Raw genomic sequence first — 12,566 nt, 5'->3', positions numbered from 1 at the left:
AGCTTAGATCGATTTCTTGCTTGGAGAAATAAAATGCTCTTAAACAAAGTTTAGATAGATAATCCAGCTAATCATTACAATGTAAAACAACGCACAAAAGAAGATTAAAATTTATTTTAATACCTTGTTCATAGTAGTATCCCCCTAAAAGAGGATTATTTGGATTTTAATATGGTATGTAAAAAAGGTGCATTTATACAAGGGAAGGGTGGCTAGCAAAAGTAAAATAAAATCTTTATTTTATTAATTTGTAGGTTGATACAGTTCCCAAAACGAAAAGAACCAAGTAAAAAGTCTTTGTAGTAGACCTGAAGGTAAGGGGAAAAGAAAAACAAGTAAGATAAGGGTTGTTATTACTATTAAGCTTAGTAAACAGAAATATGTCCATTTTCTAGCTTTTTTAAGATTCTTAGCAAAAATAAATAGTCCTGGAAATACAGTAAGCATACCTATCCAAACTAGAATAGAATGTCCAATTAGGTTTACATCTGCAGGAATTAATCCTGAAACTATAGTGGATACTCCTATTATAAGTATAAAAAATGTTTCTATTTTATTAATTCTTGTTTTTTCTAGATGTCGAGATATATAGTACTCCAACACAAAATGTTATTCCATTAAGAATAAAGAGTAGATTCATCCAAAAATGATTAGGGGAGTATATTTCATAAGGAGCTATTTCATAGGTGAATTCTCCACAGGTTGTTACACCTAGATTACTTATTGCATGATGCAAATAGTTATAAGGTGCTGTAGAAGTGAAAATAAAGAAAGGTTCAATTAAAAAGTATAGACAAGTTGCAATTCAGCTAAATAAGCCAATCCTGTTTGATATATACATTAGATGTCTCCTTTGAAAAAAGTATATTTCCATTATAGATGGTTACATCATCAAAAGTGAAAAATTGCAAGTTGAGAGTCGATAAACCTGTTCAATAATATAGGATTTTCTGGAAAAATGTGTTTAGCGGAAAGATGTATAAAAAATGGATGGAGCAAAACTTAACAAAATCGTTATTTCATATCAAATAAAAAAGAGCACACATGTAAGTATGCTCTTTAACAAGAAAGTTAAATTTTTATGAATGGATGCCTCCATACAATAACATATGCTTGTCCAGTAAAAAGGTGAAAAGTTTTTAAGGAAATTATGATTTAAATAAAAGAAACCCAATTGAACTACTCACCACTTAATGTCCTAACGGACTGTTTGAAGTGGGAGATTCCTGCGAACACCGATGTATCCACGAGTTATCTTAGCAGGCTCTACCCGCAATCCCTACGGTGAGAACATAAGTATCTTGTACGCTGACTCACCACACTACCTACTTTAGCTTGGTTTTCGCAATTTTGAGAAGCGTGGGGCGATAGAACGTTGAAGATTTTACGGTTGCAACGTTTTTCTGCAACCAACCTCATATCTTCAGTTTTCGAAGAGCAATCTGTACAAGTAAATGATAGCAAATATGTTGGCTTATGCCAACCGACATTCATCTCCCACCTAAAATTGGTGCTTCACACCTTCACATTTTTGAGGAAGGAGTCTTCTGTCGGAAAACGATAAAAATTTCATTTTGTAAAGATTATATATACATCAATAAATTTTATATAGTTATTTTATTATGTGTATTTCAAATCATACTCCCAAATGTGATTTAAATACATGTGCATACAGTAGTATATGGAAATTTGAATTGTGCAAATAAATTAACAACATAGGAGTGAAGTAAAAGTGTTTATGAACGGTGGAAAAGAGTATAAAGTTAACATGAATTCCGAACAATTAAGGAGTATTATTTTAATGTCTGGAAAATAATTAAAAGATAAGCTAGTTCGTATCAATAATGTAATGATCACCCCTTCTAATATTTCGTTCATATAAAAAAGAACTCATAACGGGTGCTTTTTCTTTGTTATATTGAAACTAAACAATCAATGTATTTAAAATCCTTTTGTAGGCCTAACAAGAATTAATGGTCATACAATGATATAGAAAGGCATATCTAACATGTAAATTACCCCCGCACTCTGAAAAGACATCTAGTTAAGGTGTCTTTTTACTTTTCACCTTTCAAGAAGAACAAGCATATATTAAAGTATAGGATAAGCTTAATCGCATCTATTCCATTTATTCAGTTAAAACTCTAATCGTATTAAGAGCATCTACCGTGCCGGATGCTCTCTTTTAATGCACAAAATAGCCATTTAATGTTCTGCAGGGTATACATAGGGAATTAATAACTATTGTCTGCATTCTTATAACTGAATTTTCCGTAATAATTATTAATAATACTTGGAATATGAAGAATTTAGTTGAGATTCATTTTGAGTTCTAATAAGACCACCAAACGTGATTAATTATTACAACTATTAGTGAATTAACAAATGTCTGTACTAGTTTAGTAATGATAAACACGATCGGGAAGAATGTATAAAATAAGGATTTGACATGGAAATAATCCCCATACATTCATGTCAAAAAAAGTTGTCTCATGACATATAAAGGTTGTTCTATTATGATGTTCGAAGGATGTGAGTGTATGGAAGACTTAAATGTGAAAATTGATGGTCTAAATTCAGAACAAAAAGAGATCATGCGCGATATTTGTAATTTAGAAACTCGAATAATAATTAATGAGAAGGACATTTCTATAATTAATAAGTAATTAGAAAAGATCAGCAAGAATACAATCTGGATTTTACGGATTATTATCAATGCGATATTATGGCCGTTCTAGGTTTGATACTAAGAGGGACAATTTAGAATTCCCAAAGTATTTTTTGAAAGAGAGACTAGTGTCTCTCTATTTATTTTGAGGAGGCATATGTGGATTTGTGGTATAGGTCTATTTATCTTTAATTATATAATAAAAATCATTTGGTAATTAACTTGTACATTTTAAAAAGTTTATTTATTTTATGTAAAAGGTGCCAAGAAATACTTTGTAGTTTTATTTCTTGGCGTGGGTATTTATTTGGGTCATTTGGATGCCGACCTTACAATAGTATATGTCCGCTATATGAAATGGTTTGTTATTTATGTTTAGTTCAGTAAATTTAGGAAAGAAAAAACACCTATTTTTTAATAGGTGTTTTTTCTGCAAATTGGCTTATAAAATTAAAGGAAAGGTATTTCTATTCATTCATTTTTAATAATCATCTCTACGATCATGCCCATGTTTATGCTCGTCACAATCTCTACAATGCTTACGCTTGCAACAGAAACGGTTGCAATCAGGTGAATTTATAGAAATTACGTTAATTTTGTTAATTGCAATACGTGCTAATCCTGGGAAACAATCAAAGTCAGATAATATAATGACGTTGTTTCCTTGAAAACCTTGGAATGTTGCACTTGTAGGTGGTTGGCAATCATATTGAATAACAATACAAGTACCAGGAGTTAATGTTCTTAAGAATTGTAATAACTCTGGATTATTATTCACCTGTCTATTGTCTTCTCTTTCTTCTTTTCTGTGATGTTCTCTGTGATGATCTCTCCGATCATCACATCTATTGAAATCACAACCTCCACCAAAACCAAAACCCATAAAATTACCCCCTTTCGTTCGTTAATACATCTTATGCTCGTCTAGAAAGAATGGTGTGAGTATATGAGTCTAGTTAAGTGTGGATTTGTTATTTAAATATGAAATTTGTTTAAGAGGGAGATTTTTTATGAATTGGGTTTTAAAGACTATATCCCAATAACCGTATTACTAAAAAAGGTTTTTGCCAACTTGTCTATTTCAATTAGTATGTTTAAACATATATTATTTTGACAACTAATAATAAGTTAATTTAATAGAATTACATTGTTAGATGTCAAAATTAAAAGTAAAGGATGGAGATAGAGTATGGCAGAATTTCAAGAGAATAATAATGAAATTAGAACTCTGTTGGAAGCATTTCAATTGGTAGGGGCAAGAGTTGTATTATTTTTACCATCATTTCACGTAGAAGGCTTGATTACACGAATTGGAGCAAATTTTGTTACTCTTCGTCGTGGTAATGGGGAAGGCGTAGAAGTAGAAAGTAATGCAAGTGGTGCGGCTCTTGAAAATCCAAACCAAATTAGTGTTGCAATTAGGGACATTTTAGCGGTTAGTGATGATCGAGGAGCATAATTAATTAAAAATGTACTGGGTATTATAAATATCCAGTACATTTTTATATAATCTGCTAACCGTATAACTAAAAAAAGTTTTTGCCAACTTGTCTATTTCAATTAGTATGTTTAAACATATATTATTTTGACAACTAATAATAAGTTAATTTAATAGAATTACATTGTTAGTTGTCAAAATTAAAAGTAAAGGATGGAGATAGAGAATGGCAGAATTTCAAGAGAATAATAATGAAATTAGAACTTTGTTGGAAGCATTTCAATTGGTAGGGGCAAGAGTTGTATTATTTTTACCATCAATTCACGTAGAAGGCTTGATTACACGAATTGGCGCAAATTTTGTTACTCTTCGTCGTGGTAATGGAGAAGGCGTAGAAGTAGAAAGTAATAATAATGGAAATGCACTTGAAAATCCAAACCAAATTAGTGTTGCAATTAGGGACATTTTAGCGGTTAGTGATGATCGAGGAGCATAATTAATTAAAAATGTACTGGGTATTATAAATACCCAGTACATTTTTAATTAATCTGCTTACTATATAATACATACTTATTATAGGGGGAGCATAGATGTGTCAGTTTTGTTTAAAATCTGATAATAGTAAACGTAAATTTAGATTATTTGATATAAATCCGATTCCGATTATCGCTCCATTTAAATCAAGAAGGCGTTTTGATACTTTATTAGAATCAGAAAAATTTTCTGATGGTTTATTAAAATCAAAAATGTCCCCTAACACGGCTTTAGAATTAAAGAAATCTTCTTATCATTCAGTAGTTAATAGTTCTAACAATAATTTTGCAGAAGTAACAAATGAGATTAGAGAACTTTTATATGCCTATGGGTTGCTTCATTTACGTACTGTATTGTTTTTAGAAGGAATTCATATTAAAGGCATTATAATGAATGTGAGTCAAAATTTAGTTACTGTTATTGGACCAAATGTAGAAGTAATAAGTAATTCAACTGGTAATATTATAGGTTTTCCGAATAAAATTACTGTTAGACTTGAATCAATTCAATCAATTGGTGATGTGGAAGAAGTTTCCCATTAAAATGCAAAAACTAATAGAATAACATGTGATTTTTAATGTTGATTCTAATATGTTTTAAATTAACACTCCTTGCTCCTTTAGGGCTGGGAGTGTTAAATCCATGCATATTAGGTTATTCTATACATTAGAGTTATTCCCTATATTATTGAGAAGGGGCTATTTACGAACTCCTTTTTAAAAGGACACGTATTCCCAAATTGAGCTGTGTCATGTGAAAGAGAAAAGCATAGCTATTTATTTCATTCTCATAATCTTTAAAGAGTACTTAAGGTTTTGGGAATATACCTTTCATAATCAGGAATAGCCAATCTACCAAAAATAAATTTGGCTTGTACATATTTTGTTTGGAGATGTATCATAATTTGGAATTGGACAGTCTGTGTAAGTTCTATGCCTCTATTAAATGAACTTCGTAACAGAACCTTGCCGAGCCACTCTTAATTTAACTCCCTAACGGGTCTAATCGATTAAGCTATCCCTGTAGTTAAGAGAGGGATAGCTTCGTTTTTAAGATTTAATCCTACGTTAACATACCTATTGTTATGTGTACTACAAGAAGGGCAATCACACTCACGAAGATTAAGATTTTTAACGTCTTTATTTTGGTAAATGCAATTCGAACATAGTTAACTAGAAATACACGTTTTTGATATAACTACATCCCGTAACGTTTTTTGGAAGTTGAGTTAGCTCTTCAGTGAAAAAATGATACGTTAATCTTTTCCCTGCTTTTTTATAAGTATGATTCCATATAGCAAGAAAACGATTAAATACAAAACAACTTCAAACAATGGTTCTCGCAATTAAGGATCCTTATTCTTGCTTCTAGTAAAAACGTAAACTTTTGCATACCGACATTTATTTTCCATCTAAAATTGGTATTTCACACCTTCACATTTTTAAGAAAGCGGCCTTCTGTCGGAAAAAGATAACAATAACCTTTTTACCAGAACTGTTTGTATTGCGTATTAAAATTCCTCTATTAATATGTTTAAAGCCTTTGACTTTATCCTTTCATATTCCATAGCTCCAGCAAGTTCTTCAGCAAGTAATGGTGATTTTCTGACGTATTTTTCACGAATCACATCATACAATTCGTAAGGAAATAACATATCAATAAACATAATTTTCTTCTGCTCAGCTGTTAAAGGGGAAACTGACTCATATGCGTTAATCATAATTTGAAATTGGTTTTCATTCCAAACACCAGTTGTATCTAGTAGAGGAATAATCATTTTACGCAAGTCTCGAATAGGAAGATCGTAAGAAACTGTATCTAAATCAATTACCCAAATTTGATTACTTGGATCTAATAAGGAATTTCCTGTTCCATAATCTTGATGACATAAATTGGGGAATTCTTGTAATTCATCAGTCCATTTTGTATATTCAGATTCCAATAATCTTTGGTGTGTGTGTTTTGCTTCTGAAATGAAAGCATCAATTTCAGCCAAGTACAATTGTGAAAATGGATCATCTGGCATAGTTGCGGATAAATTTTTCCAAATCTCCATCTGTTGAAATCTTTTAATATAATGATTGGGCCAACGTCCCAGTTTTGTAAAGATAGGTATGCCTGGTGGCGGTTTGTAGCCAATAGAAGCTACATGAAAATCTGCTAACCCTTTCATAATCATTTCAAGGTCTTCTTGCATTGTAAGCTCAAATGGTCTTCCCTCAATCCAATCATAAACAACAAATAAAAATGGTCCGTGTTTTGTATATAACTGCTTCACTTTACTTGGAATTATGCTCGGAACACGCATGCCTTTTTTTGCAAGATAATCTTGAGCGTGAATAGAAAATAAAGCCTTTTTTTCAGGGCGATGAATTCTCTTTAAGCAAAATGGTCCATCTGCAGTATGAACTTTCCATACTAAGGCTAGTTGTCCACCTTGTATTAATTCGATTGTAGTCGCTTGAATGTCCCAATGTTGAATCATTGTCTCTGCCAAGGCTACTAATTTTTGCTCCTCTTCGGGCGATAATGTATACATTGCTTCTTCATTTTGATTCTCCACATATACCACCATCCTTTTATACTTTCTTATTACTGTATGGTACATGACCATTTTTGTTCTAGCCATTTGCCTTTAAGAAGAAAAAGTACTATTTACCAAATTCAATTATAAAAGATGAAATAATTCTTGATAACTCACAAATATAAGGGTTCCTTCGTAACATATGAAGAAAGTTGTATTTTATGAAACAGGGAGGCGATTTAATGAAAATGGCGATAATATCCACTGAAAAGCTACCTGTACCAGCTGTACGGGGGGGAGCTATTCAAATTTATATAGATTCTGTTGCTTCCATTATTGCTTCAAATGGTAAAAATGTGACAGTTATTTCTATAACAGATCCTAATTTAAAATCAGAAGAAAAAAACAAAGGTGTAAGGTATATACGTTTTCCAGAAGAGGAGTATCTGCCTTATGTTATTAAACATTTGAAACAGGAAAAATATGATGTGGTTCATTTATGTAATCGTCCCAATTGGGTCACAATTTTACGTGAGGCGGCACCACAGACTAAATTCGTGTTAAGTGTGCATAATGAAATGTTTGCATACGAAAAGATAAGTGATAAAGAGGGCGAAGCATGTATTGCTGCTGTTTCTAAAATTGTAACAGTTAGTGATTATATAGGAAAAACAATTACCTCGCGCTTTCAAACTGCAAAAGCAAAGACAAGAACAGTATATTCTGGTGTAGATGTAAATGAATATTATCCTTCGTGGACCGCGAATGGTACAAAAGTTAAAAATTATGTGCAGAAACAGTTGAATTTACAAAATAAAAAAATTGTTTTGTTTGTTGGACGCTTGAGCAAAGTAAAAGGTCCTCATATTTTGCTACAAGCTCTTCCTAAAATAATTGAGAAGAATCCAGACATCGTAATGGTTTTTATTGGTTCAAAATGGTTTGGAGATAACAATGTAAATAATTATGTAAAACATTTATATACCTTAGGTGCAATGTTTCCAGAACATGTAGTCTTTATTAAATTTGTTAAACCGAAGGATATTTCAACACTTTATGCTATGTCAGATATTTTTGTTTGCTCTTCACAGTGGCAAGAGCCTCTTGCTAGGGTGCATTACGAAGCAATGGCAGCGGGTTTACCAATTATCACAAGTAATCGAGGTGGTAACCCTGAAGTTATTGAAGAAGGAAAAAATGGATATATTGTCAATGACTTTGAGAATCCTGATGCATATGCAGAAAAGATAATTAATCTATTAAATAACGAAAATAAAAGAAAACAGATAGGGAAATATGGACGTGCGAAGGTTGAAAAAGAATTTAATTGGAACCGAGTCGCTATGGATTTAATGAAAGTGTATGGGGAAGTTTTATAAAATTTAAGAGGAGGGTGAAGAAAGTTGGAAGAAACAACTGGATTAGAGAATGAACATTTAAAAAAGGTCCTTAACTTTTATCCATTTGAAGTAAGTAATATTACTTTACAATCAAGCAGAAGTGGGAGAACAATGTGGGAAGTTGAAACAGAAGAAGGATTAAAAATATTAAAACAAGCACATATGCACCCTAAAAGGATGCTATTTATTGCTGGAGCACATTTACATCTCCTTCAAAATGGATTACCAATTACAAACATTCATAAAACAACAAGAGGGGGCTTTTGTATCGGATCTGATGAGTATGCGTATGTACTATATGATAAGCATCAAGGGAAAGAAGTCATATATTATAATAAAGAACAATTAGAAAAGGTACTCATATATGCAGGTAAATTTCATCAAGCATCAGAAGGATATATTCCGATGCAAGAAAGTAAAATTCGGAGTCGATTAGGAAAATGGCATAAATTATACAGATGGAAATTACAAGAATTAGAAGGAAACAAAAGAATTGCACTCTCCTTTCCAGATGATGTATTTTCAACAATGTTTTTAGAATACGTCGATAAGATGTTAGCACGTGGTAAGAGAGCATTACAAGAAATAGATGATCCATATTATGACCAATGGACAAAAGAAGTTATTGCATCTAATAGTTTTTGTCAGCAAGATTTTACTTTAGCAAGGTTTGCAGAAATAGATGATGCTGTTTTTATGAAAGAGCTACATTCTATTACAAGTGATTTACCCGTGAGGGATCTGCGTATCATTTTAAATAAAGTGATGAAAAAAATGTCAGTTTGGGATACTAATTTAGCAATTCATATGTTGAGTGCGTATGATTCGGAAAATTCCTTATCAGAAAAACAATTTCGCGTTCTTTGGACTGATTTATCGTTCCCTCACTTATTCTGTGCAATTGCACATAAATACTATTTAGGACAAAAGCGTTCTTGGTCTGATGAAAAGTATATTTGGGCATTGCAAAATATCATTGCACTTGAAGACTCTAAAGAAGAATTTTTACAAAATTTTTCTGATATTTACCACGAAATCAAGAGCAATAGCGGGGGGAAATGAAATGAGTTCAGAACAAGAAGAGATAGTAATTCCTATTTTAGATTTAGAGAAATTTGTATTTTCTCCACCAGGGCCAATGGGATGGGAATTGTCAGAGTATGAGCAGCAAAAAAATATTGTACTAAATGAATCTTCGGTGCTAGAGAATTTAGCGATTATTAAGGAAATAGAATTAGAGGAGTTACCCAAAATCGGATTGCTAGATTTAGAAGAGGAATCTCCACAAAAAACTACAATAATTGATGAAGTAAAAGATGAAGTAAAAGATGAAGTAAAGGATGAAGAGGTTCAGAAGACGAGAAAAACGAAGAAGACGAAGAAGAAAAAGAAGAAGAGGAAGAAAACCACAATAATTGATGAAGTAAAAGATGAAGAGACCCAAAATGCAATAGAAATAGAAGAACAATACCCAGAACAAAATGGGGTCGTTCCAGCTCAAATAGAAAAGCCGAAAGTAAAAGTTAAAATTATTACTCCCGATCATCCATTAAGAAGCCCGTGGATAGCAAACTTAGTAAAGAGTGCTAAGGAAAATGAATAATGAAATTTCCGCAAATAGATTAATCTTTTCATATTCTTTCAACATAGTATATATAAAAATATATTGAAGGAGTTAGGTAAATGGCTGATGTGAAAAGAGCAAAAATAAAATTAGATGTTGAAAATGGCTTTAGTGTTAATTCAGATGGTGATTTACAGGAAGTTCTAAAAGCTCTAGCTGAAATAATTCAATCTGGTACACATAATGGTGTAGAGGTTGAAATTCAATATGCAGATGAAACAGAAGTTATCTTTACAGAAGACGAAGAAGACGAAGAAGAAGACGAAGAAGAAGACGAAGAAGAAGAAGAAGAAGAAGAAGAAGAAGAAGAAGAAGAAGAAGAAGAAGAAGAAGAAGAAGACGAAGAAGAAGAAGAAGAAGAAGAAGAAGAAGAAGAAGAAGAAGAAGACGAAGATGATGAAGAAGAAGAAGATGAAGATGAAGAAGAAGAAGAAGAAGAAGAAGAAGAAGAAGAAGAAGAAGACGAAGAAGAAGAAGAAGAAGAAGAAGAAGAAGATGAAGAAGATGAAGAAGAAGAAGAAGAAGACGAAGAAAAGAAGAAGAAGAAGAAGAAGAAGAAGAAGACGAAGAAGAAGAAGAAGAAGAAGAAGAAGACGAAGAAGATGAAGAAGAAGAAGACGAAGAAGATGAAGAAGAAGAAGAAGAAGAAGATGAAGATGAAGAAGAAGAAGAAGAAGAAGATGAAGAAGAAGAAGAAGAAGAAGAAGATGAAGAAGAAGAAGACGAAGAAGAAGAAGAAGAAGAAGAAGAAGAAGAAGAAGAAGACGAAGATGATGAAGACGAAGACGAAGATGATGAAGACGAAGACGATGATGGTGAAGAAGAAGACGCGTAAAATAATTAGAACAAAAAAACGCTTGGTTCTCCAAGCGTTTTTTTGTTCTTTAACATATACATAATAGGCCGCCGTTATATATTTTTTTATTTCTAGTTAGTTATGTTTGAATTGTTTTGATCAAAATAAAAACGTTAAACATCCAAATCTTCTTGAGTAGATTCTCTCTTCTTTTAGCACACATATTAAGATTGAGATGTTAATGTAGGACAGAATCTTAGCAATAAAGCGCCCCACCTCTTACCGTTAGGAACTACACGAATAGCTTAATTAGTTAGAAACCGTTAAGTTTCTGTATTTAGGAATCCCTTAATTCAAATAGTTCATAAAAACGTTAAATGCTGGGCAGTTCAAACAATTAGAATTTTGAGAGGGCGTATTAGATTTCTAGTAGGTTGATTAGTAGATTCTGCGACTTGTTTATATACCTGATCTAGTTTTTTTGCTGTATGCTTAAATGTAAAGTTTTCCTCCACAATTTTTCTTCCGTTTTCAGCAATCCATTGTGCAAATTCGCGTTGAGATAACAAAGCCTGAACAAGTCTGGCAAACTCCATTGGATTATTATATTGTTCTACTAGGCAGCCGTTATATTCATCTGTTATAACTTCTGCATTTCCCCCACGGTTTGTTGTAATAATTGGGATGCCAGCAGCCATTGCTTCATAATGAACACGTGCCAATGGTTCGTTCCATTGTGAGCTACATATAAATATGTCCCCCATTAGAAATATATTATGAATTTGATCTGCAGGAATAAATTTGGTGAAAATTACGTGTTCTTTAATTGGTCTTGCAAGTCTATATAGCCTTTTAACATATTTATTTACTCGGTTATCACTAAACCATTTACCACCAACAATTACAAGGACCGTATCTTTATGCGTTTGAATAATCTTCTTCATAGATTGAATGAGCAAGTCTGGACCTTTATTTTTGCATAATCGGCCAACAAATAGAATTACTTTTTTATCTTGGATACCGTATTTTGTACGAAATGCATTTCTTATCTTTTTTCCTGTTGATGTCCAGATGGAGGGGGATTGTTTTAAATTAACACCAGAGTAGACAATGGAAATCTTTTCTTCAGCTTGTGGAAATCTCTCAATCACAGTTTGTTTAATATAGTTACTAACAGTCGTAATGGCGGTAACCATTTCAATAATAAGATTGCCTTCACAAATAGATAGTTTATGTTCAGCAAACATATCGTTATGAAGACCTAATACAAATTTACTGTGTGGAGAAGCTTGTTTATATAGAGGTATATTTTTAGGACGATTAAAGACATGTATAATATCAAATGTATTGGTTTGGAGGGCTCTTATAACGTGCTGTTCATAGTCTTTTTGAGGCAAATACACGTAATTGACATTATCTTGTGTTTTTTGATTTGGAAGATTTGGATCTGAAATGGAGAAAATAGTAAGTTCATAATCTTGACTTATATAGGGGGACACCCCATCGATCATCATTTGAATTGCTCCACCTTTAATCGCTGGAGATGGTAATTTTTCTGTACATATATATGCAATTTTCATAA

10 protein-coding genes and 3 pseudogenes are annotated in these 12,566 nt (G+C 32.2%); 8 read left to right on the top strand and 5 right to left on the bottom strand.

Annotated elements, in window-relative coordinates; all coding sequences use genetic code 11:
- Nucleotides 1-235: 235 nt before the first annotated feature.
- Nucleotides 236-805 (bottom strand): annotated as a pseudogene (locus DN407_RS32410) (DUF998 domain-containing protein).
- 1,735 nt (nt 806-2,540) lie between these two features.
- Here DN407_RS32410 and DN407_RS28880 point away from each other — a divergent pair.
- Nucleotides 2,541-2,764: pseudogene (locus tag DN407_RS28880) on the top strand (hypothetical protein).
- Nucleotides 2,765-3,149: 385 nt separating this feature from the next.
- Here the strand turns inward: DN407_RS28880 and DN407_RS28875 are convergent.
- Nucleotides 3,150-3,551: a hypothetical protein gene (locus DN407_RS28875; protein WP_149216972.1), complete on the bottom strand. Its 402-nt coding sequence runs from the start codon at nt 3,549-3,551 to the stop codon at nt 3,150-3,152.
- 306 nt (nt 3,552-3,857) lie between these two features.
- Between DN407_RS28875 and DN407_RS28870 the strand changes: the two genes are divergently transcribed.
- From DN407_RS28870 to DN407_RS28860, 3 genes are all read left to right on the top strand, one after another.
- The gene (locus DN407_RS28870; protein ID WP_097919741.1) at nt 3,858-4,127 is read left to right on the top strand and encodes a hypothetical protein; all 270 of its coding nucleotides are present in this window, start codon (nt 3,858-3,860) and stop codon (nt 4,125-4,127) included.
- Nucleotides 4,128-4,332: 205 nt separating this feature from the next.
- A complete protein-coding gene (locus DN407_RS28865; RefSeq protein ID WP_097919666.1) occupies nt 4,333-4,602 on the top strand; it encodes a hypothetical protein in 270 nt (89 codons plus the stop codon).
- Between the two features lie 94 nt (nt 4,603-4,696).
- Nucleotides 4,697-5,182, top strand: coding sequence for a hypothetical protein (locus tag DN407_RS28860; RefSeq protein ID WP_149216971.1), 486 nt, complete (start codon nt 4,697-4,699; stop codon nt 5,180-5,182).
- Between the two features lie 467 nt (nt 5,183-5,649).
- Here the strand turns inward: DN407_RS28860 and DN407_RS32405 are convergent.
- Nucleotides 5,650-5,841 (bottom strand): annotated as a pseudogene (locus DN407_RS32405) (IS200/IS605 family element RNA-guided endonuclease TnpB); the annotation flags it as partial.
- 309 nt (nt 5,842-6,150) lie between these two features.
- Nucleotides 6,151-7,254 carry a spore coat kinase CotI gene (locus tag DN407_RS28850; protein ID WP_149217107.1) on the bottom strand — a complete coding sequence of 368 codons (1,104 nt, stop codon included), beginning with the start codon at nt 7,252-7,254 and terminating at the stop codon, nt 6,151-6,153.
- 152 nt (nt 7,255-7,406) lie between these two features.
- Between DN407_RS28850 and DN407_RS28845 the strand changes: the two genes are divergently transcribed.
- The 4 genes from DN407_RS28845 to DN407_RS31840 all read left to right on the top strand — a co-directional run bounded on the left by DN407_RS28845 (nt 7,407) and on the right by DN407_RS31840 (nt 11,087).
- Complete coding sequence (locus DN407_RS28845) at nt 7,407-8,543, top strand: glycosyltransferase family 4 protein (RefSeq protein WP_097919729.1); 1,137 nt, start codon at nt 7,407-7,409, stop codon at nt 8,541-8,543.
- A 24-nt stretch (nt 8,544-8,567) separates the two neighbouring features.
- Nucleotides 8,568-9,626: a spore coat putative kinase CotS gene (gene cotS, locus DN407_RS28840; protein ID WP_097919730.1), complete on the top strand. Its 1,059-nt coding sequence runs from the start codon at nt 8,568-8,570 to the stop codon at nt 9,624-9,626.
- A 1-nt stretch (nt 9,627) separates the two neighbouring features.
- Nucleotides 9,628-10,167 carry a hypothetical protein gene (locus DN407_RS28835; protein WP_149216970.1) on the top strand — a complete coding sequence of 180 codons (540 nt, stop codon included), beginning with the start codon at nt 9,628-9,630 and terminating at the stop codon, nt 10,165-10,167.
- An 80-nt stretch (nt 10,168-10,247) separates the two neighbouring features.
- Nucleotides 10,248-11,087: an AAA family ATPase gene (locus tag DN407_RS31840; RefSeq protein WP_347402780.1), complete on the top strand. Its 840-nt coding sequence runs from the start codon at nt 10,248-10,250 to the stop codon at nt 11,085-11,087.
- A gap of 286 nt (nt 11,088-11,373) precedes the next feature.
- Here the strand turns inward: DN407_RS31840 and DN407_RS28820 are convergent, their stop codons facing one another.
- On the bottom strand, nt 11,374-12,564 hold the full coding sequence (locus DN407_RS28820; RefSeq protein WP_149216969.1) for a glycosyltransferase family 4 protein: 1,191 nt from the start codon (nt 12,562-12,564) through the stop codon (nt 11,374-11,376).
- Nucleotides 12,565-12,566 lie beyond the last annotated feature (2 nt).

This window comes from Bacillus sp. JAS24-2, assembly GCF_008274905.1.
Taxonomy (GTDB): Bacteria; Bacillota; Bacilli; order Bacillales; family Bacillaceae_G; genus Bacillus_A; species Bacillus_A cereus.
The sequence above is the reverse complement of the archived record's forward strand: the minus strand, read 5'-3'. Positions and strand labels throughout refer to the sequence as shown.